Source organism: Roseisolibacter sp. H3M3-2, from assembly GCF_029211165.1.
Taxonomy (GTDB): domain Bacteria; phylum Gemmatimonadota; class Gemmatimonadetes; order Gemmatimonadales; family Gemmatimonadaceae; genus Roseisolibacter.
The window spans coordinates 1-20,726 of sequence record NZ_JARGEK010000038.1; the positions used below are offsets into that span (position 1 = coordinate 1).

General features: G+C 77.0%; 18 protein-coding genes. 14 read left to right on the top strand and 4 right to left on the bottom strand.

Annotated elements, in window-relative coordinates; genetic code table 11:
- On the top strand, positions 1 to 489 hold a 489-nt coding region (locus PYV61_RS05535; protein ID WP_275829133.1), incomplete at its 5' end, for an energy transducer TonB.
- 223 nt (positions 490 to 712) lie between these two features.
- Here the strand turns inward: PYV61_RS05535 and PYV61_RS05540 are convergent.
- Positions 713 to 1,768 (bottom strand): class I SAM-dependent methyltransferase, encoded by a 1,056-nt coding sequence (locus tag PYV61_RS05540; protein WP_275829135.1) that lies wholly within the window; start codon positions 1,766 to 1,768, stop codon positions 713 to 715.
- A 216-nt stretch (positions 1,769 to 1,984) separates the two neighbouring features.
- Complete coding sequence (locus tag PYV61_RS05545) at positions 1,985 to 4,543, bottom strand: alpha/beta fold hydrolase (protein ID WP_275829137.1); 2,559 nt, start codon at positions 4,541 to 4,543, stop codon at positions 1,985 to 1,987.
- A gap of 117 nt (positions 4,544 to 4,660) precedes the next feature.
- On the opposite strand from PYV61_RS05545, the gene PYV61_RS05550 reads away from it, so the two are divergent.
- The 4 genes from PYV61_RS05550 to PYV61_RS05565 all read left to right on the top strand — a co-directional run bounded on the left by PYV61_RS05550 (position 4,661) and on the right by PYV61_RS05565 (position 9,464).
- Entirely contained in the window at positions 4,661 to 5,266 is a 606-nt protein-coding gene (locus PYV61_RS05550; RefSeq protein WP_275829139.1) for an ECF-type sigma factor, read from the top strand.
- Positions 5,244 to 7,778: a serine/threonine-protein kinase gene (locus PYV61_RS05555; RefSeq protein WP_275829141.1), complete on the top strand. Its 2,535-nt coding sequence runs from the start codon at positions 5,244 to 5,246 to the stop codon at positions 7,776 to 7,778. Before PYV61_RS05550 ends, PYV61_RS05555 begins: the two co-directional genes overlap by 23 nt.
- Entirely contained in the window at positions 7,775 to 8,932 is a 1,158-nt protein-coding gene (locus tag PYV61_RS05560; RefSeq protein WP_275829144.1) for a PQQ-dependent sugar dehydrogenase, read from the top strand. The genes PYV61_RS05555 and PYV61_RS05560 overlap by 4 nt, the downstream gene beginning before the upstream one ends.
- Positions 8,933 to 9,020: 88 nt before the next feature.
- Positions 9,021 to 9,464 carry a DoxX family protein gene (locus tag PYV61_RS05565; protein ID WP_275829146.1) on the top strand — a complete coding sequence of 148 codons (444 nt, stop codon included), beginning with the start codon at positions 9,021 to 9,023 and terminating at the stop codon, positions 9,462 to 9,464.
- A gap of 191 nt (positions 9,465 to 9,655) precedes the next feature.
- Here PYV61_RS05565 and PYV61_RS05570 read toward each other — a convergent pair whose 3' ends face one another.
- Complete coding sequence (locus tag PYV61_RS05570) at positions 9,656 to 9,877, bottom strand: hypothetical protein (RefSeq protein WP_275829148.1); 222 nt, start codon at positions 9,875 to 9,877, stop codon at positions 9,656 to 9,658.
- Positions 9,878 to 10,084: 207 nt separating this feature from the next.
- Here PYV61_RS05570 and hemG point away from each other — a divergent pair, with 207 nt between their 5' ends.
- From hemG to PYV61_RS05615, 9 genes are all read left to right on the top strand, one after another.
- Positions 10,085 to 11,566, top strand: coding sequence for a protoporphyrinogen oxidase (hemG, locus tag PYV61_RS05575; protein ID WP_275829150.1), 1,482 nt, complete (start codon positions 10,085 to 10,087; stop codon positions 11,564 to 11,566).
- Positions 11,567 to 11,703: 137 nt separating this feature from the next.
- Positions 11,704 to 13,029: a glutamyl-tRNA reductase gene (gene hemA, locus PYV61_RS05580; protein WP_275829152.1), complete on the top strand. Its 1,326-nt coding sequence runs from the start codon at positions 11,704 to 11,706 to the stop codon at positions 13,027 to 13,029.
- A gap of 84 nt (positions 13,030 to 13,113) precedes the next feature.
- A complete protein-coding gene (gene hemE / locus PYV61_RS05585) occupies positions 13,114 to 14,190 on the top strand; it encodes a uroporphyrinogen decarboxylase (protein ID WP_275829154.1) in 1,077 nt (358 codons plus the stop codon).
- A gap of 31 nt (positions 14,191 to 14,221) precedes the next feature.
- Entirely contained in the window at positions 14,222 to 15,265 is a 1,044-nt protein-coding gene (gene hemH, locus PYV61_RS05590; protein WP_275829156.1) for a ferrochelatase, read from the top strand.
- Position 15,266: 1 nt separating this feature from the next.
- Positions 15,267 to 16,283, top strand: coding sequence for a hydroxymethylbilane synthase (hemC, locus tag PYV61_RS05595; protein ID WP_275829158.1), 1,017 nt, complete (start codon positions 15,267 to 15,269; stop codon positions 16,281 to 16,283).
- Positions 16,280 to 17,035, top strand: coding sequence for a uroporphyrinogen-III synthase (locus tag PYV61_RS05600; protein ID WP_275829160.1), 756 nt, complete (start codon positions 16,280 to 16,282; stop codon positions 17,033 to 17,035). Before hemC ends, PYV61_RS05600 begins: the two co-directional genes overlap by 4 nt.
- Before the next feature lie 4 nt (positions 17,036 to 17,039).
- The gene (hemB, locus tag PYV61_RS05605) at positions 17,040 to 18,053 is read left to right on the top strand and encodes a porphobilinogen synthase (protein ID WP_275829162.1); all 1,014 of its coding nucleotides are present in this window, start codon (positions 17,040 to 17,042) and stop codon (positions 18,051 to 18,053) included.
- Positions 18,050 to 19,378, top strand: a complete 1,329-nt coding sequence (hemL, locus tag PYV61_RS05610; protein ID WP_275829164.1) for a glutamate-1-semialdehyde 2,1-aminomutase — start codon at positions 18,050 to 18,052, stop codon at positions 19,376 to 19,378. Before hemB ends, hemL begins: the two co-directional genes overlap by 4 nt.
- A gap of 125 nt (positions 19,379 to 19,503) precedes the next feature.
- On the top strand, positions 19,504 to 20,169 hold the full coding sequence (locus tag PYV61_RS05615; protein ID WP_275829166.1) for a DUF6766 family protein: 666 nt from the start codon (positions 19,504 to 19,506) through the stop codon (positions 20,167 to 20,169).
- Positions 20,170 to 20,293: 124 nt separating this feature from the next.
- Here PYV61_RS05615 and PYV61_RS05620 read toward each other — a convergent pair.
- On the bottom strand, positions 20,294 to 20,726 hold a 433-nt coding region (locus PYV61_RS05620; protein WP_275829168.1), incomplete at its 5' end, for an alpha/beta hydrolase.

Sequence of the window (20,726 nt, forward strand, 5' to 3'; positions counted from 1 at the left end):
GCCGTCGGCGCGCCCGCGCTCCCCGCGCTGCCGGCGCTGCCCACGCCGACCGCGGTCCCCGACGTCATCCCGCCGCCGGGCCCGCCCACGATCCCCGACGACTTCGCGACGCGCCGCGGCCTCGGGCTCGACCGCCCGACGGCGCCGGAGGGCACGGGCGCCGGCGACGGCGCGCCCCTCGCGCCCGACGGGGTCTGGAGCGCGCACGTCGTCGAGCGCGCGGTCCTCCCACTCGGCAACGCGGCGCCACGCTACCCCGAGGCGCTGCGCGCGGCCGGCGCGTCGGGCGAGGTCGTCGCCGAGTTCGTCGTCGACACCACGGGACGCGTGGAGCCGTCGAGCGTGGCCGTCGTCGCCAGCACGCACGCGCTGTTCGAGCACTCGGTGCGCGACGCGCTGCGCCGCATGCGCTTCCGCCCCGCCGAGGCGGGAGGACGCAAGGTGCGACAGCTCGTACGGCAGCCGTTCACGTTCAGTCTCACGCCGTGAGCCTGTGGGCTGCGACCTGTGATCCCGTCGCGCCCAACATCCGGTCGCGACCGCTCACGCTTCAAACAGCAGGGAGAACGGATCGGCCCGGATCAGGACGGATCCGGCGGATGGGCGTTCGGAGCTGAGAGGAGCGATCCGTCGAATCCTCCATGCATCCGTTCGATCCGTTCTCCCTGCTGTTGAAGAGTCGCAGCCCGCAGCCCGCAGCCCGCAGCGCCGTTCAGATCCTCACCTCGTACACCGTGTTGAACGGCGTGTCCGCCGCCCGCCGGATGCGCGAGAACCCGGCCTCCTGCAGCACCGGCCGGATCCCCGCCTCGCCGGCCTGCGCGCCGAGCGCGGGGCCGCCCTGGTCGAGCGCGTTCGGCGTGCAGAGGAGCGTCGACGCGGCGTAGTACTGCCGGCCGACGGGGTTGAGGTTCTCCTCCACGCGGTCGCCCGCGCGCGGCTCGACGATCATGAGCGTCCCGCCGGGCGCGAGCGCGGCGCGGGCGCGCGACGCCGCGGCCACCGGGTCGCCGAGGTCGTGCAGCGCGTCGAAGAACGCGATCAGGTCGTACCCGTCGCCGGGGAACGTCGTCGCCGACGCCGTCTCGAAGCGCACGTTGCCGAGCCCCGCGGCGGCGGCGCGCCGGCGCGCGGCGTCGATCGAGCCGTCGTGGTAGTCGAACCCCGCGAACTCGGCGTCGGGGAACGCGCGCGCCATCAGCAGCGTCGACGCGCCGTGCCCGCAGCCGACGTCGGCCACGCGCGCGCCGGGCGTGCGCAGCCGCGCCTCCACGCCGTCGAGCGCCGGGAGCCACGCGGCCAGCAGGTTGGCCGTGTAGCTCGTCTCGAAGAAGCGCGCGCACCCGGAGAAGACGCCGTGGTCGTGCTCGTGCCAGCCGATCCCGGCGCCGGTGCGGAACGCGTCCTCCAGCCGCCCGCCCATGCGCGTCGCCGCCAGCGCCAGCTCGAAGCCGCCGAGGAGGAACGCGGGGCTCCCCTCGTCGGCGAACAGCATCGCCTGCTCGGGCGACAGCGCGTAGCGGTCGGCCGCCGGGTCGTACGTCACGTAGCCGCCGGCCGCCTGCGCGCGCACCCACTCGCGCGCGTAGCGCTCCGCCGTCCCCGTGCGCGCCGCCAGCTCCGCCGTCGTCAGCGCCTCCGCGGCCAGCGCCCGGAACAGCCCGAGCCGCTCGCCGATCAGCACGAGGGGGGCCGAGGTGATCGCGCCGAGGTCCACGAGGGCGCGGGCGAGGAGGGAGTTCAACGCGTCGTGATCTATGGTCTGCATGGGAGGAGTTCCTCGTGTGGGAGAGTGTCGTGTGTCCTGCGACCTGCGCCCTGCGACCTGCGACGGTTTCGGCGCACCCTGTCATCCCGAGCGCAGCGAGGGATCTGGAAGGGTGGGCCTCTCAGGTCCCTCGCGTCGCTCGGGACGACACCCGGTCGCAGGTCGCAGGTCGCAGGGCGCAGGGCGCAGGGCGCAGGTCGCGGGTCGCAGGGTGGTTCAGAACCGCGACGCGTGCGGCAGCACGTCCGCCGAGCGCCACGCGGCCGCCAGCCGGGTCGCCACGGCGCGCGACTCGGCGTCGCGGCCCTGCGCCGCCAGCGCCTGCTGCAGCCCGCGCAGCGCCCAGCCGTTCTCGGGGTGGCGGCGCAGGTCCTCGCGGTACGCCTTCTCCGCCTCCGCGGGGCGCCGGGCGTCGAGCAGGACGGCGCCGAGCTGGTGGCGCACGGGGAGGTGCCAGGTGGGCGGCTCGTCGTACGTGAGCCGGTCCTCGAGCGCGACGCCCGCGCGCAGCGCGGCGATCGCCGCCGCGTGGTCGCCGCGGCGGGCGGCCAGCTCGCCCTTCGTCGCCGCGATGGCGATGTCGAGCAGCGCGTCGGCGCGGTTGAGGTCCCAGATCAGCAGCCCGCCGAGCGCCGGGTCCGCGCGCGCCGCCTCCAGCGCCGTCAGCTCGCGCGCCGCGCCGGCCGAGTCGCCGGTGGCCGACAGCGCCAGCGCGCGCGCGTAGCGCCACACGCCGGTGGGGTACGGCAGGTCGGCCGGCGGCGCCGGCTCGGCGAGCACGCCCTGCCAGTCGCCGAAGCGCACCATCGCGTACAGCGGCGTCACGAGGTAGTGCTGCAGCGCCGCCATCCCCGGCGCGCGCAGCAGCTCGCGGTTGGTCGCCGCGGCCGTCTGCCGCGCGGCGTCGAGCGCCTGCGCGCGGCGCCCCGCCATCGTCGCCGCGAACCAGAGGAAGTGGTGGTTGTGCGGGTGGTACGCCAGCCGGTACGCGCCGTCGGGGGCGAAGTCGCCCAGGTGCTGCTGGTCGGCGTGCACCGCGTGCACGTTCAGCCCGATCGCGTCCGCCCACCGCCCGACGCGCACGTACACGTGCGCCGGCATGTGCACGATGTGCCCGGCGTTCGGCATCAGCGACGGCAGCCGGTCGGCGCACGGGACCGCGCGCTTCGGGTACGCCGCCTCCACCGCGTGGATGAAGAAGTGGCAGGCGCCCGGGTGCCGCGGGCTGCGCGCGATCACGCGCTCCAGCGCGGCCAGCATCGGGCGCGTGGTCGCCTTCGGCGCGTACGTCCCCTCGACCTTCCCCGGCCGCCAGTAGTCCCACGGGCTCAGGTCCATCAGCGCCTCGGCGTGCAGCACCTGCGCGTCGTCGTCGGCCGGGAAGCGGCGCGCGGCCTCGCCCATGGCGCGCGCGTAGGCGCTGTCGAGCGCCTTGCGCCCCGGCGTCCCGGGCGCGTCGTAGCCCTCGCGGTGGCGCCGCGCGAGCGCGTCGATGAGCGCCCGCTCCCCCGCCGTCGCGCCGGGCGCCAGCGCGCGGGCGCGCGAGACCGCGACGAACGCCTGCGCGTTGGACGCCGAGTCGAGCGTGGCGTTGATGTTCGGCCCGAGGGCGAGCGCCTCCCCCCACGCGCACATCGCGCAGGTGGAGTCGAGCCGCTGCGCCTCGCGGAACGACCGCACCGCCTCGCCGTGGTTGAACGCGTAGGTGAGCCGCAGCCCCTGGTCGAAGTAGCGCTGCGCGAGCGCGACCTTCGTGGTGACCGGGTGGCGCAGGTCGCCCAGCCCGTCGTACAGCGGCACGCCGCCGGCGGCGGGGGCGTGCGCGCCGTGCGAGTGCGCGTCGGCCGCGGCCGGCTCGGCGGCCGCCTCGGGGGCGGGCGCCGTCGCGCGCGGCGCCGGCTGCGCGTCGAGGAAGCCGAGCAGGTCGCGGGCGAAGCGCTCCGGCTCCTCCCAGTGCAGCGCGTGCCCCGTCCCCGCGTACACGACCAGCGACGACGGCCGCCACGTGCGCAGCAGCGCGTCCTGCTCGGCGCGCGGGAAGATCGCGTCGCGGTCGCCCCAGACGACCAGCGTCGGGACGCGCGGCGTGGCGAGCGGCGGGATCGGGCGCATGGCGACGATCCCGGCCAGCACCTGCTTCCACTGCGCCGCGGGCAGCCGCAGGCTCTCGGCGACCGCGCGGTCCATGAAGGCGGGGGGCACCGGGCGCGCGGCCGTGGAGAGCTGGAAGTCGCGCGCGAACGCGGTCGGCACCGGGTCGGCGAGCTTCGCGACCTCGCGCTCCATCTCGAAGACGGGGGCGAGGCGGGCGTGCGTCGCGCCGCCGACCAGCACGAGGCGCGACACGCGGTCGGGGGCGCGGCGCGCCACCTGCTGCGCGACCAGCGACCCCATCGAGTGGCCGACCACGGCGGCCTTCCGCACGCCGCGCGCGTCGAGCAGCGCGACCACGTCGTCGGCGAGGTCGGTCATCGCGTAGCCGCGCGCCGGGCGGTCGGACGCGCCGTGGCCGCGCTGGTCGGGGACGAGCACGCGGTAGCGCGTGGCCAGCGCCGGGACGACGCGGCTCCACGAGAACCAGGAGTCGGTGTAGCCGTGCAGGAGCACGACCGCGGGGGCGTCGGCCGGGCCGGCCTCGGCGACCCGCAGGCGCACCCCGGACGGGAGGCGGACGTCGGTGAAGCGCGGCTCCTCGGGCGCGGGCGGCGGCGCGGCGGCCGGGGCCGCGGCGGTCGTCAGGGCCAGGGCGAGCGCGCCGATCAGGCGCAGCAGCATGTATCCTCCTCCGCCGGACGGCGGGTGGGTGGGGAAGTCGTCGTATCCCCCGATACGGCGGTCGCGCGGAACACCCGCCACTCCCATATTGGGACCGCCCGCCACCCCCCCCGGCCCATGACCGCCCCCCACGCCCCCGCCGGCGACGTCACCCGGCTGCTGCACGACGCCAGCGGCGGCGACCGCGCGGCGTACGACCGGCTGTTCGCGCTGGCGCACGAGGAGCTGCGAGGGGTGGCCGAGCGGCAGCTGCGCCGCTCCGACGCGCGCCGGGCGCTCGACCCGGGCGAGCTGGTGAGCGAGCTGTATCTCAAGCTGCGCGACCAGCTGCGCGGCGAGTGGCAGGGGCGGGCGCACTTCTACGGCGTGGCCGCGCGCGCGATGCGGCAGATCCTCGTCGACCTGGCGCGGCGCGACCGGGCGGTCAAGCGCGGCGGCGGCGACTGGTCCCCGACCACGCTCACCGGCAAGCAGCTCCCGGCCGACGTCGCGCTCGACGACGTGCTGGCGCTCGACGCGGCGCTCGACGGGCTCGACGCGCGGCAGCGGCAGGTGGTCGAGCTGCGCTTCTTCGCCGGCGCGTCGGAGCAGGAGATCGCCGACGCGCTCGGCCTCTCCACGCGCACCGTGCAGCGCGAGTGGGTGAAAGCGCGCGCGTGGCTGTACCGCGCGCTGTACCCGACGGGCGACGGGCACGCCGATGGCGACGCCGGCGGCGCCTGACCGCGCGCGCGTCGAGGCGCTGTTCGACGCGCTGCTCGACCGCGAGCCCGGGGACTGGCGCGGCTGGCTCACCGAGCAGTGCGGGGACCCGGCCGTGCGCGCCGAGGTCGCCGCGCTGATGCGCGCCCACGAGCGCGCCGAGGGGGTGCTCGACGCGCCGGCCGGCGACGCGCTGTCGCGGCTCGACGCGCGGCTGGAGGAGCGGCTGGCCGCCGTGGGCCCGTACCGCATCGTGCGCGAGATCGGGCGCGGCGGGATGGGCACCGTGTACCTCGCGCACCGCGACGACGGGCAGTTCGCGCGCGCGGTGGCGGTGAAGGTGCTGCGCCGCGGCCTCGACGCCGAGGACGTGGTGCGCCGCTTCCTCGCCGAGCGGCAGATCCTGGCGTCGCTGGAGCACCCGAACATCGCGCGCCTGCTCGACGGCGGCGTGGCCCCCGACGGGCGGCCGTACATCGTCATGGAGCACGTCGACGGCGCGCCGATCGACGCCTGGTGCGACGAGCGGCGGGCGCCGGTGGCGGTGCGCGTGCGGCTGGTGCGCGACGTCGCCCGCGCCGTGCACGCGGCGCACCGCGCGCTGGTGGTCCACCGCGACCTGAAGCCGTCGAACATCCTGGTGACGGACGACGGCACGGTGAAGCTGATGGACTTCGGCATCGCCAAGTCGCTCGACCCGCTGGCGGGCGCGCACACGGCGCCGCTCACGCGCACCGGGCTGCGCGTCATGACGCCGGAGTACGCGGCCCCCGAGCAGGTGCTCGGCCTCCCCGTCACGACGGCCACCGACGTGTACGGGCTGGGGCTCGTGCTGTACGAGCTGCTGGTGGGGCGGCGCCCGCAGCGCCCGCGCGACCGGTCGCTGCACGCGATCGAGCGCGCGGTGTGCGAGACCGAGCCGCCGCGCCCGAGCGCCGCCGCGGTGCGCGACGACCTGGCGCGCGGCGAGCCGACGGCGGCGCAGCTCGCGCTGCGGTGCGGCACCACGGCGTCGCGCCTCGGCCGCCAGCTCGGCGGGGACCTCGACCGGATCGTCGCGCGCGCGCTGCACAAGGCGCCCGACCGCCGCTACCCGTCGGCCGAGGGGCTGGCGCTCGACCTGGAGCGGCACCTCGACGGGCGCCCGGTGGCGGCGCGCGGCGACTCGATGGCGTACCGCGCGCGCAAGTTCGTCGTGCGGCACCGCTGGGCGGTCGCGGCGGCGGCGGTGATCGTCGTCCTGCTCGCGGGCTACGCGGCGACGGTCACGGTGCAGGCGAGCCGCGTGCGCCGCGCCCTCGCGCAGGCGCTACTGGAGGCGGAGAAGGCGGAGCAGGTCACCGACTTCACCCTCGGCCTGTTCGAGGCGGTGGACGGCGACGCGGCGGCGCGCGGCGGGCTCACGGTGCGCGAGCTGCTCGCCCGCGGCGCCGCGCGCGCCGAGCGGCTGGACGCACAGCCGGGGGCGCAGGCGCAGATGCTCGACGTCGTGGGGCGCGTGCACCAGCGGCTCGGCGACTACGCGGCGGCGGCGCCGTACCTCGAACGCGCGCTGTCGCTGCGGCGGCAGACGTTCGGCGCCGCGCACGACGCGACGGCGGAGAGCATGTACCACCTCGCGGTGCTGCAGGCCGCGCGCGGGCGCTACCGCCCCGCCGAGGCGCTCTACCGCGAGGCGCTGGCGGCGCAGGTGGCGCTGCACGGCGAGGGGCACCCGCGCGTCGCGCGCACGCGCGACGGGCTCGGGCAGCTGCTGCAGGACCGCGGCGACTACGCGGGCGCGGAGCGGCTCACGCGCGCCGCCCTCGCCGCGCGCCGCGCGCACCACGGCCCCGTGCACCCCGACGTCGCCGCGAGCCTGGTCCACCTGTCGTACCAGCTGCAGCTGCAGGGGCGCATCGCCGCCGCCGAGGCGCCGACGCTGGAGGCGCTGGCGATGCGCCGCCGCCTGTTCGGCGAGTCGCACGCCGACGTCGCCAGCTCGACCACCGCGCTCGGGCTGCTGCGCACCCAACAGGGGCGGCTCGCCGAGGCGGAGTCGCTGCAGACGGTGGCGCTGGCGCTCCGCCGCCGCCTGCAGGGCGCCGAGCACCCGGAGGTCGCGCAGACGCTCGGCCTGATCGCCGCGGTGCAGCGGCGGCAGCGGCGGCTCGCGCAGGCCGAGTCGACGTACCACGCGGCGATCGCGCTCACGCGCCGCGCGCTCGGCGACGAGCACCCGGACGTCGCGCACGCGACCAACGGGCTCGCGCTCACGCTGCGCGACCAGGGGCGGCTGGCGGAGGCGGACTCGGTGCAGCGCGTCGTGCTGGCGCTGCGCCGCCGCATCCTCGGCGACGACCACCCGGCGGTGGCGATGACGCTCCACCAGCTCGGCGTCCTGCAGCAGCGGCGCGGGCGCCCCGACGCGGGCGTCCCGCTGCTGGAGCGCGCGCTGACGATCCGCCGCGGGGTGCTCGGCGTCACGCACCCGCTGACGCTCGAGTCGGCGCGGGAACTCGCGGCGCTGAAGCGGGTCGCAGGCGGGGGATGAGACCTCTCGTGGTGATGGCGCTGCTGGCCCTGCCGGCGGCGTGCGGCGGCGGGGCGGCCGAGGACGACGCGGGCGGGATCGTGACGCCGCCCCCGCCCCCGGCCGGCGGGGACACGGTCGCGGTGCGCGTGCGCACCCTCGTGAGCGGGCTCGACACGCCGTGGGACCTGGCGTGGGGCCCGGACGGGCGGCTGTGGGTGGCGGAGCGCGGCGGGCGCATCTCGCGCGTCGACCCGGCGACCGGCGCGCGCGAGACGGCGGGGACGCTCGCGGTCACGGAGACCGGCGAGAGCGGGCTGCTCGGCGTCGCCTTCCATCCCGACGCGGCGACGACGCAGCCGTTCCTGTACGCGTTCCACTCGTACGGCGCCGGCGGCGGGATCCGGAACCGGCTGGTGCGGATGCGGGTCACGAACGGCACGCTCGGCGCGCCCGAGCCGCTGCTGCAGGACGTCCCGGGCGGCACGATCCACGACGGGGCGCGGCTGGCGGTGGGGCCGGACCGGCTGCTGTACGTGACGACGGGCGACGCGGGGAACGAGTCGCTGGCGCAGCAGCGCGCGTCGCTCGCCGGGAAGGTGCTGCGCCTGACGCTCGACGGCGCGCCGGCGCCGGGCAACCCGTTCGGCACCGCGGTGTGGACGACGGGGCACCGCAACGCGCAGGGGCTCGCGTTCCACCCGCGCACGGGCGTGCCGTACGCGAGCGAGCACGGGCCGGGCGACAACGACGAGGTGAACCTGCTGCGCGCCGGCGCGAACTACGGGTGGCCGACGGTGCGCGGCCGCTGCGACGGCGACGCGGGGGCGGCCGAGACGGCGTTCTGCCAGGCGAACGCGGTCGCCGAGCCGCTGACCACGTGGACGCCGACGGTCGCGCCGGCGGCGCTCGTCGTCTACGACGCGGCGGCGATCCCGCAGTGGCGTGGGAGCCTGCTGCTGGCGACGCTCAAGGACGCGACGCTGTACCGGCTGTCGCTGTCGGCCGACGGCGCGACGGTGACGGGGCGCGAGGCGCTGTACCGCGGGCGCTGGGGGCGGCTGCGGGCGCTCTTGGTCGGGCCGCGCGGCGAGGTGTACCTCGGCACGAGCAACCGCGACGGGCGCGGGTCGCCGACGGGCGAGGACGATCGGATCCTCGTGCTCGAACCCTGACGGCGGGGCCTGCGACCTGCGACCTGCGACCGGGTGCTCTCGCAGGTCGCAGGTCGCAGGTCGCAGGTCGTATCCCTCCCCCGCCACGATGACCGACCGCCGCGTCCAGATCGCGCTCGCGCTGCTCCGGATCTCCTCGGGCGTGCTGTTCTTCCAGCATGCCTTCCCCCACCTCTTCGGGACGCTCGGCGGGTACCAGGGGACGCCGGGGAGGACGGCGGAGGCGTTCTCCCGCTCGTGGGTGGCGGGGGTGCTCGAGCTGGTGGGGGGGCCGCTGCTCGTGCTGGGGCTGTTCACCCGGCCGGTGGCGTTCGTCCTCTCGGGGACGATGGCGTTCGCCTACTTCCTCGTGCACGCCCCGCGCGGGCCCTTCCCGATCGTGAACCGCGGGGAGCCGCCGGCGCTCTACGCCTTCATCTTCCTCTTCCTGGCGGCGGCGGGGGCCGGGGCGTGGAGCGTGGACGGGTGGCTGGCGCGGCGGCGCGCGGGTTCGGGGGCGGCGGCGGGGGCGGCGGCGGGCGCGGCCTCGTAGAGCCGCCGGCGGCGCGCGTCGTCGTCCGCGGCGAGGCGCGCGCCGACCAGGACGTCGCCCCGTCGGGCGGCGCGGATCAGGAGGGCGCCGACCGGCTCGGGGTCGGCCGCCGGGAGCCCGTCGGCGGGCGGTGACGCAACGCGGTCGTCCACGTCCAGAACCTTGCGATCCTGCAAGGTTTCCGCAAGACGCTACGCCGCCTCGTACCGCTCGTCGTCGTCGTCGCGCGGGGCCGCGTCGGCGCGGGCGACGATCGGGAAGGGGATCGCCCGTTCGGCGGTGCTGGAGGTCTCGAACTCCCCGGTGCTCTGCAGGCGGACGCCCAGCTGGTGGTCGGCCTGGCGCGCGGCGCGGGCCATGGCGACGAAGAGGGCGTCCGGATCGAGCGGCTCTCGCGGCGTCTCGGGACTCATGACGGCTCCGGTGGAGGGAGCGCCCGCGTCGGCCCCGGGGTCGGGGCGCTGGCGGAGGGGCGTCGTTCGTGACGCAGTCCGCCCTGCATACGTCGGGCCCGAGTCCGAGGGAACGCGGGTTTCCCCGTAGTCGTGCGGACCGGCGGGGGCACCGCCTCCGCACCACTCCGAATGGCCCCGATCCCGGGGGAGGGTAGGTTGGGGCTCATGCGCAGACCCAGCGACGTGCCCGGCCCGGACCGACCGGCCCGGCACGTCCTCGTCGTCGGTGGGGGGATCAGTGGACTGGCGGCCGCCGAGTCGCTGATCCGGGGCGACGCGCGGGTGCGGGTGACCGTGGTCGAGGCCACGCACCGGCTGGGGGGGATCGTCGGGACCGAGCGCGCCGACGGCTTCGTGATGGAGCGGGGCCCCGACGTCGTGGTGGCGGCCAAGCCCGCGACGCGGGCGCTCGCCGAGCGGGTGGGCGTGGCCGACCGGCTGACGGCCACGAGCGTGCGGGGCGCCTACGTCTATCGTGGCGGGACGCTGCGGCGGCTGCCGGCCGGGCTGTCCGGGCTGATGCCGACGCGGCTGCGCCCGCTGGCGACCTCGCGCCTGCTGTCGGCGAAGGGGTTGCTGCGGGTCGCGTCGGAACCGTGGCGCGGCAGTGGCGCGATGCGAGACGGACACGACGAGTCGCTGGAGGCGTTCGTCGTGCGGCGGATGGGGCGGGAGGCGTACGACCGGCTGGTCGAGCCGCTGCTCACCGGGATCTACGCCGGGGACGGGGCGCGGCTGAGCCTGGCCGCGACGTTCCCGCAGCTCCGCGACCTGGAGCGGGAGCACGGGAGCCTGCTGCGCGGGATCCGGGCGCGGAGCGCCGCCGCGCCGGCCGGGGCCGCCGACCAGTCGCCGTTCCTCTCCTTCAAGGAAGGGATGGAGGAGCTGGTGGAGGGGGTGGCGCGGCACCTCGCGGCCAGCGGGCGGGTGGCGTTCCGGACGGGGGCGGCCGCGCGGTCGCTGCGGGCGCCGGGGGTCGGCGGTCCGGCGCTCACCCTGGCCGACGGGACCACGCTGGCCGGAGACGCAGTGGTACTGGCGCTACCCGCGCGCGCGACTGCCGCCCTGCTGGCGCCGATCGACGCCGACCTCGCGCGGGAGCTGCGGGCGATCCCGCACGGCTCGACCGCCACCGTGACGCTGGCGGTGCCGGCCGCCGACGTGCCGCGGACGCTCGACGCGACCGGCTACGTCGTACCGCGTGCCGAGTCGCGGGCGGTGCTGGCGTGCACGTGGGCGTCGAGCAAGCTGGCCGGGCGGGCGCCGGCCGGGATGGCGCTCTTCCGGCTGTTCTTCGGCGGGGCGCGGCGGCCGGAGCTGGCGGTGCGCGACGACGACCACCTGGTCGGGCTGGCGCGCGCGGAGCTGCGCGAGGTGCTCGGGGTGACGGCGGCGCCGCGGCTGTCGCGGGTGACGCGGTGGCTGGACGCGATGCCGCAGTACGAGTTGGGGCACGCGGCGCGGGTGGCGGCGGTCGAGCAGCGGGCGGGGGCGCTCCCCTGGCTGGCGCTGGCCGGCAACGCGTACCACGGGGTCGGCGTCCCGGACTGCATCCGGTCGGGGGAGCAGGCGGCGGCGCGGGTGCGGGCGCACCTCGCGGTGGCGCCCGCCGAGTCGTACCTCCACGGCCTGGCGCAGGGGGCGTGATGGGGCACTGCACGCGCTGCGACCCCGGCGCTCCCGGCTCGGTAGTGGTCCGGATGCCCCAGTCGTCGCTGAGACAGTACGCTACGCGCAGCGCGTCCGGCCCCCGTTCCGGGAGGCCGGGGGCGCCGTCCGCGTCCGTGACGCTCGCGTTCCCCGACCCCGACCCCGCGCCCGTGCACGTCCTCGTCGTCGGCCTGCATGCCCGCCTCGCCCCGCTCGCGCTGCGCGAGCGGGTGGCGTTCGTGCCGGGCGACCAGGCGGCGACGCAGGCGGCGCGGGCGGCGGGGGTCCCCGAGGCGCTGGTGCTGAGCACCTGCAACCGGGTCGAGGTGTACGTCGCCGGCCCGCGGGCGGCGCTCGACGGGGCGGCCGACCGGCTGCTGGCGTTCCTCGCCGAGCGGGCGGGGGTCGAGGCGGACCGGCTGCGGGCGCACGCCTTCGTGCAGACCGGGGCGGCGGCGGCGCGGCACCTCTGCCGGGTGTCGGCCGGGCTCGACTCGGTGATGCTGGGCGAGACGCAGATCGTCGGGCAGCTCAAGCGGGCGGCGGCCGAGGCGCGCGAGGAGCGCACGCTGGGCGGGACGCTGCAGCGGCTCGTCTGCACCGCGCTGGCCGCCGGGCGCCGCGCCGGGGCGCCCCTCGCCCCGGCCGCCGGGCCGACGTCGGTGGCGCAGGACGCGGTGCGCGCGGTCCCCGGCGCGGGGGCGGTGGCCGGGCGCGTGGTGGTCGTCCTCGGGGCCGGCGAGACCGCCGCCGAGGTGCTGCGGCTGATCGAGCAGGGGGGGGCGAAGCGGGTGGTCGTCGTGAACCGCTCGTCGGCGCGCGGGAGCGCGCTGGCCTGGCGCCACGGCGCCGACTCCGAGGCGTGGGAGGCGCGGGCGGTCGTGCTGGCGACGGCCGACGTCGTGTTCGCCTGCACCGCCGCGCCGTCGCCGGTGGTGACGCGGGCGCACCTGGCCCCCGACGTGGCGGGGCCGCCGCGCGGGCCGCGGCTGGTGGTCGACCTCGGGGTGCCGCGCAACGTCGAGCCCGACGTCGCCGCGCTCCCCGGGGTGGCGCTGTGGGACGTGGACGCGCTGGCCGGGAGCCCGGGGGCCGCGCGCGACGCCGAGGAGGCGGAGGCCGAGGCGGCCCGCTGGGCGGCGCGCTACGAGCGGTGGCTGGCCGCGCGCCCGACGGTGGTGCCGACGATCGCCCGCCTGCGCGAGAGCGCCGACCGGGTGCGCGACCGCGAGCTGCAGCGCGCGCTGGCGCGGCTGGAGGGGCTCGGGGAGCGCGAGCAGGCGGTGGTGCGCGAGCTGGCGACGCGCCTCGTGAACAAGCTGCTCCACCCGCCGATGGTCGCGCTGGCGACCGCCCCCGAGTCGGCCGAGCTGACGGAGACGGCGCACCGGCTGTTCGGGTTCGCGCCCGAGCCGGCCCTCGAGATCGTCGAGGCGGCGGGGCCGTCGCGCTCGGCCTGAACCACCCTGCGACTTGCGACCTGCGACCTGCGAGGGCACCCGGTCGCAGGTCGCAGGTCGCAGGTCGGTCCCCATATTGAGATCGTGACCGCCACTCCTGCCTCGGAGCCCTCCGGGCTCTTCCTCCGCGCCGCGCGCCGGCTCCCCGTCGAGCGCACCCCGCTGTGGTTCATGCGCCAGGCCGGGCGCACCCTCCCCGAGTACCGGAAGCTGCGCGAGCGGTGGACGCTGCTCGAGATGTGCGCCGAGCCGTCGCTGTGCGCGGAGGTGACGCTGCAGCCGATGCGCCGCCTGCCGCTGGACGCGGCGGTGATGTTCGGCGACATCATGCTCCCGCTGGTCGGCGTCGGGATCGACCTCGACATCGTCGAGGGGGTGGGGCCGGTGATCGCGACGCCGATCCGCGACCTGGCGGGGGTGGCGCGGCTGCGCGACCTGGACGCCGAGGCCGACCTGCCGGCGGCGATCGAGGCGGTGCGGCTGGTGCGCGCGGCGCTCGAGCCGACGCGCGCGGTGCTCGGCTTCGCCGGCGCGCCGTTCACGCTGGCGGCGTACCTCGTGGAGGGGAAGCCGACGCGCGACTTCGCCAAGACCAAGGCGCTGATGCTGGGCGCGCCCGACGTGTGGGCGGCGCTGATGGAGCGGCTGTCGGTGATCGTCGTGCAGTTCCTGCGGGCGAACGCGGCGGCCGGGGCCGACGCGCTGCAGCTGTTCGACAGCTGGGTCGGGGCGCTGAGCGTGACCGACTACGACCGGCACGTGCGCCCGTGGACGCAGCGCGTGTTCGCGGGGCTCCAGGATCTGAACGTGCCGCTCGTGCATTTCGGTACCGGGTGCCCGCACCTGCTGCCGCTGATGAAGGACGACGGCGCGTCCGTGATGGGGCTCGACTGGCGGCTGCCGCTGGACGAGGCCTGGGCGCTGGTCGGCCACGACATGGGCGTGCAGGGGAACCTCGACCCGGCCGCGCTGTCGGCGCCGCCGGACGTGGTGGCGGCGGCCGCGCGCGAGGTGCTCGACCGCGCCGGCGGGCGCCCGGGGCACGTCTTCAACCTCGGGCACGGGATGCTGCCGCACACGCCGCTCGCGTCGATCGAGCGGGTGGTGGAGGTGGTGCACACCTACACGCCGGCCCACCGGCCGGCGCCCGTCCCCGCCTGACCCTGCAGAGTTCCGAGCGAGAGTTGCGAGCATGAGCGACACCACGGGCCGCACCGGCCTCCTGCTGCTGGCCTACGGCACCCCCGAGACGCCGGAGCGCGTCGAGGAGTACTTCACGCACATCCGCGGCGGACGCGCGCCGTCGCCCGAGTCGGTCGCGCACCTGCGCCACCGCTACGAGGCGGTGGGCGGGCGCACGCCGCTGACCGCGCTCACCGAGGCGGTGCGCGACGGCGTGGCGCGCGGGCTCGCGGCGCGCGGGCACGACGTGCCGGTGTACGTCGGGATGAAGCACTGGGAGCCGTGGATCGCCGACGTCGTGAAGCGGATGGCCGACGACGGGATCGCCCGCGTGGTGTGCGTGGTGCTGGCGCCGCACTACTCGCGCTTCTCGGTCGGCGGCTACCAGCGCTACCTGTTCGAGGGGATGCACACGCACGGCGTGACGATGGACGTCGACTTCGTCGAGCAGTGGCACGACGACCCGGGGTTCGTCGACGTGATCGCGACGCTCGTGAACGAGGAGCTGGCGCACTGGCCGGCCGGGAAGCGCGACGACGTGACGGTGATCTTCAGCGCGCACTCGCTCCCCGAGCGCATCCGCACCTGGGGCGACCCGTACGAGGCGCAGCTGGAGACGAGCGCGCGGCTGATCGCCGAGAAGGCGGGGCTGAACGGCTACCGCCGCGCGTGGCAGAGCGCGGGCAACACGGGCGAGCCGTGGATCGGCCCCGACATCCTCGACTTCCTGCCGCAGCTGGCGGACGAGGGGGTGACGGACGTGCTGCAGTGTGCGGTCGGCTTCGTGTGCGACCACCTGGAGATCCTGTACGACCTCGACATCGAGGCGCAGCAGAAGGCCGGGGAGCTCGGGATCACGTACCGCCGCACGCGGCTGCCGAACGCGCGCCCCGACTTCGTGGCGGCGCTCACCGACATCTGCGAGCGCGCGGTGCGCGGGGAGAACGTGGTGCGCGTCGACACGCCGCCGCCGACCACGCGCCGCCGCGACGAGCTGGCGGAGGGGGCGAGCCCGATCCACGCCGAGGGGCGCCCGGCGGGCGCGGCGCACTGAGTTGGCGACGCCGGTGGGGACGCACGCGCCGCACGGCGGCGCCTGGCGCCTCGGCACCCGCGGCTCGGCGCTCGCGCTGACGCAGGCGCGGCTGGTGGCGGCGGCGCTCGCCGGCGCGCACCCCGGCGTGGAGGTCGAGATCGTGACGATCACCACGAAGGGGGACGTGCGCACCGACGTGCCGCTGTCGGCGATCGGCGGCGTGGGCGTGTTCGCCGCCGAGCTGGAGGCGGCGCTGCGCGCGGGGGAGGTGGACTTCGCGGTGCACAGCGCGAAGGACCTGCCGTCGACGGCGCCGGCCGACATGGCGCTGGCGGCGTTCCTGGAGCGCGAGGACCCGCGCGACGTGCTGGTGTCGGGCGTCGCGGGCGCCGGGACGCTGCGCGCGCTGCCGCACGGCGCGCGCGTGGGCACCAGCAGCCCGCGCCGCGCCTGCCAGCTGCGCGCGGCGCGCCCCGACCTCGACCTGCGCGACATCCGCGGCAACGTCGACACGCGGCTGCGGAAGCTCGACGCGGGCGAGTACGACGCGATCGTGCTGGCGGCGGCGGGGCTGCGGCGGCTCGGGCTGATCGGCCGCGCGACCGAGCACCTGGACCCGGCGGACATGCTGCCGCAGGTGGGGCAGGGGGCGATCGCGATCGAGGTGCGCGCCGACGACGCGGCGACGGCGGCGCTGGTGGCGCTGGTCGACCACGCGCGCACGCGCGCGGCGGTGGAGGCGGAGCGCGCCTTCCTCGCGCGACTCGGCGCGGGGTGCACGGCGCCCGCGGGCGCGCACGCGGCGCTGCGGCCCGACGGCACGCTCGTGGTCGAGGGGATGGTCGGGCACGCCGACGGACGCGGGGTGCGGCGGCGGCTCGCCGGGCCGGTCGCGGACGCGAAGCTGCTGGGGGCGGCGGTGGCGGAGGCGCTGATCGGGGAGGGCGGCGACGTGCTCCTTCGCGAGGCGGGCGTCCGATCGACGGCGGCAGTCGCGACGACGGGAGTCGACACCGCGGGAGTGGATAGGGCGTGACCGCGCTCCTGTCCGGCCGTCGGGTGGCGGTGACGCGGCCGCGCGAGCGGATGGCCGGGCTGGTGGCGGCGCTGGAGGCGCTCGGCGCGGAGGTGCTGGCGGCGCCGGCGGTCGAGATCGCGCCGCCGGAGAGCTGGGCCGCGCTCGACGACGCGCTGGCGCGGGTGGCGACGTTCGACTGGGTGGCGCTGACGTCGGTGGCGGCGGTCGAGGCGGTGGCCGATCGGCTCGGGCGGACGCTCCCGTACGGCGTGCGGGTGGCGGCGGTGGGGGCGGCGACGGCGCGCGCGGCGCGCGAGCGGCTGGGGCGGGTCGACCTGGTGCCGGCGACGCAGACGGCCGACGAGCTGGCCGAGGCGGTGCCGGGGGCGCGCGGGGCGCGGGTCCTGTTCCCGGCCGCCGACCGGGCGCGCGACGCGCTGCCGGCCGTGCTCAAGGCGCGCGGCGCCCTGGTGGAGCGGGTGGTCGCCTACCGCACCCTCCCCGCGTCCCCCGACGCGCTGACCGCCGCCGCCCCGGCCGACGCCGCCGGGACGCTCGACGCGGTGGTGCTGGCCAGCCCCAGCGCGGCGCAGGCGGTGGCGCGGGCGTGCGGCGCCCCGCTGCGGGAACCGCGCGGGCCGCGCATCGTATGCATCGGCCCCGCGACCGCGCAGGCGTGCGCGCAGCTGGGGCTGGCCGTGTCCGCCGTGGCCGCGTCGCCGAGCGACGACGCGCTGGTGGGCGCGCTGTGCGGGTGCTTCTCCGACTAGGATCATGGAAACCTTCGAGACCACGACGGCGCTGCCGCCGGCCGCGCGCGTCGGGCGGCTGCGGCGGCACGCGACCGCGCGCCGCATGCTCGCCGAGACGCTGCTGCGCCCCGAGCACCTGATCCTGCCGCTGTTCGTGAAGGACGGCGCCGACGAGGTGCGCCCGATCGCGTCGCTCGCCGGCCACGCGCAGTGGACGGTCGACCGGCTCGACGCCGAGATCGACGAGGTCGTCGCGCTCGGCGTCCCGGCGGTCCTGCTGTTCGGGATCCCGGACGCGAAGGACGACGACGGGACCGGCGCGTGGGCCGAGCGCGGGCCGGTGCCGCGCGCGATCGCGCGCATCAAGCAGCGCGCGCCGCAGCTGCTCGTGATGGCCGACGTCTGCCTGTGCGAGTACACGGCGCACGGGCACTGCGGGACGCTCGACGCGCGCGGCGGGGTGGACCTCGCGGCGACGCTGCCGTCGCTGGCGCGCACCGCGGTGGCGTACGCCGAGGCGGGGGCCGACGTGGTGGCGCCGAGCGCGATGCTCGACGGGATGGTGGCGGCGATCCGCGCGGGGCTCGACGCGGCGGGGCACGAGGACGTCGCGATCCTCTCGTACTCGACCAAGTACGCGTCGGCGATGTACGGGCCGTTCCGCGAGGCGGTGGCGTCGGCGCCGGCCTTCGGCGACCGGCAGGGGCACCAGCTGCCGGCGGCGAGCGCGCGCGAGGCGGTGCGCGAGGCGGTGCGCGACGAGGCCGAGGGGGCCGACATGCTGATGGTGAAGCCGGCCGGCGCGTACCTCGACGTGATCCAGCGCATCCGCCGCAAGAGCGCGCTGCCGCTGGCGGCCTACCAGGTGAGCGGCGAGTACGCGATGATCGAGGCGGCGTCGCGGCTCGGGTGGCTCGACCGGCGCGCCGCCGCGCTCGAGACGCTGGTCGCCATCCGCCGCGCGGGCGCGGACCTGATCATCACCTACTTCGCCAAGGACGCCGCGCGCTGGCTGCGCGAGGGAGACGCCCGATGACCGCCACCACCCAGCCCGCCGCGGTCGACCTGACCGACGTCACCCGCTCGGCGGAGATCCTCGCGATGGCGCGGCGCGTGATCCCCGGCGGCGTGAGCAGCCCCGTGCGCGCCTTCCGCGGCGTCGGCGGCACCCCGCGCGTGATGGCGAGCGGGCGCGGCGCGCACGTGACGGACGCCGACGGCTCGGCGTACGTGGACTACGTGCTGTCGTGGGGCGCGCTGGCGCTCGGGCACGCGCACCCGGACGTCGTGCGCGCGATCGCCGAGCAGGCGGCGCGCGGCACGAGCTTCGGCGCGCCGATCGAGCAGGAGGCGGAGCTGGCCGCGATGCTCGTGGACGCGGTGCCGAGCGTGGAGCTGGTGCGCTTCGTCAACTCGGGCTCCGAGGCGACGATGAGCGCGCTGCGCGTGGCGCGCGCGGCGACGGGGCGCGCGAAGATCCTCAAGTTCGACGGGTGCTACCACGGGCACGCCGACGCGCTGCTGGTGCAGGCGGGGAGCGGCGTGGCGACGCTCGGCCTCCCCGACAGCCCGGGGGTGACGCCGGGCGCGACGCAGGACACGCTGGTGGCGCCGTTCAACGACCTGGCGGCCGCCGAGGCGGTGATGGACGCGAACCGCGGCCAGGTGGCGGCGATCATCGTCGAGCCGGTGGCCGGCAACATGGGGCTCGTGCCGCCGCGCCAGGGCTACCTCGAGGGGCTGCGCCGGCTGGCGAGCGTGCACGGCGCGGTGCTGATCTTCGACGAGGTGATGACGGGCTTCCGCGTGGCGTACGGCGGCGCGCAGGCGCGCTTCGGCGTGCAGCCGGACATGACCTGCCTCGGCAAGGTGATCGGCGGCGGGCTGCCGGTGGCGGCATACGGCGGGCGCGCGGAGCTGATGCGCCTCGTGGCGCCGGTGGGCCCGGTGTACCAGGCGGGGACGCTGAGCGGCAACCCGCTCGGCATGGCCGCGGGGATCGCGACGCTGAAGCACCTGCAGGCGCCCGACGCGTACGTGCGACTCGGCGGGATGTCGGCGGCGCTCGCCGACGCGGCGCGCGACGCGGCGGCGCGCCACGGCGTGCCGGTGCGGACGGCGGCGGTGGGCGGGATGTGGGGCTTCTACCTCAGCGACGCGCCGGTGCACGACTACGCGGGCGCGCGGCGGAGCGACACGGCGGGGTTCGCGCGCCTGTTCCACGCGATGCTGGCGGCGGGCGTGTACCTCGCGCCGTCGGCGTACGAGGCGAACTTCGTGTCGCTGGCGCACGACGAGCACACGCTGGCGGTCACGCGGGCGGCGCTGGACGCGGGGTTCGCGGCGGTGGCGCGGGGCTGAGCACCTGCGACCTGCGACCTGCGACCTGAAGGCCGCTGCTGGGTCGCAGGTCGTAGGTCGCAGGATCGTTTGCCTGGCCCACCCGTTGCACTCCCCCGCGCCGACATCCACGCCACGGAGGCGCGATGCGGCGGTTCTGGCGGAGCAACGGGCTGTCGGTGGTGCTGCTGGCGCTGTTCGTCGTGACGCTCGTGGGGCAGACGTTCGCGGGGTGGCGGCACGACAACGAGGAGCGGCGCGCGCACGGGCGCGCGGAGCAGCCGCTGGCGGCGTACGTCGCGGGGCCCGGGTTCCTCGAGGCCACGATGGAGAACTGGGAGAGCGAGTTCCTCCAGATGGCGTGCTACGTCGTGCTGACGGCGGCGCTCTTCCAGAAGGGGAGCGCGGAGTCGAAGGACCCGGACGGGGACGACGAGCCGACGGACCGCGAGCCGGACCCGACGCGCGCGGGGGCGCCGGGGCCCGTGCGGAAGGGCGGGCTCGCGCTGGCGCTCTACAAGCACTCGCTGTCGCTGACGTTCGGCGCGCTGTTCCTGGCGACGGCCGCGCTGCACGCGGTGGGCGGCGCGGGGGAGTACAACGCCGAGCAGGCCGAGCACGGGGAGCCGGGGCGCGTGACGGCGCTGCAGTACCTCGGGACGTCGCGCTTCTGGTTCGAGTCGCTCCAGAACTGGCAGAGCGAGTTCCTGTCGCTGGCGGGGATGGTGCTGCTGTCGATCTGGCTGCGGGAGCACGGGTCGCCCGAGTCGAAGCCGGTGGACGCGGCGCACGCGGAAACCGGAAGTCACTAAGGGCGAAGACTCTTCAACGGCCAGGAGAACGGATCGAACGGATGTGTCGGATCCGTTGCATCCGAAGCATCCGTTCTCCCGGTAGTTCGAAGAGCCGGCGGCCGTCGAAGACTCGGCTCGGCGCTCAGCGTGCGTCGAGAAAGTTCGCGATGGCGCCGAGGACCTCGTCGGGGCGCTCGACGTGGGGCCAGTGGCCGGCGCGGACGCGGAGGAGGCGCGCGTTGGGGGCGGCGGCCCATTCGTCGCCGGCGGCCTGCGGGACGAAGTCGTGCGTGCCCTGCACGACGAGCGTCGGCACGCGGCGCGCGGCGATGGCGGGACGCCAGTCGTAGGCGCCGAGCTTCGCGAAGGTCGCCATGACGACGGCGCCGAGCGAGTCGGGCCACTCGTTCGGGTGCGCGCACGGGTCGCTGCGGCGGCGCGACCAGGCGGCCATGTCGGCGACCGCGTCGGCGGCGTCGAGGCGCGACGCGAGGCGGCAGAAGGCGGCGGGGTCGGACGCGGGGGCGCCGTCGCGGCGCATGGCGGCGACGCGGCGCGCGAGCGCGGTGTCGGGG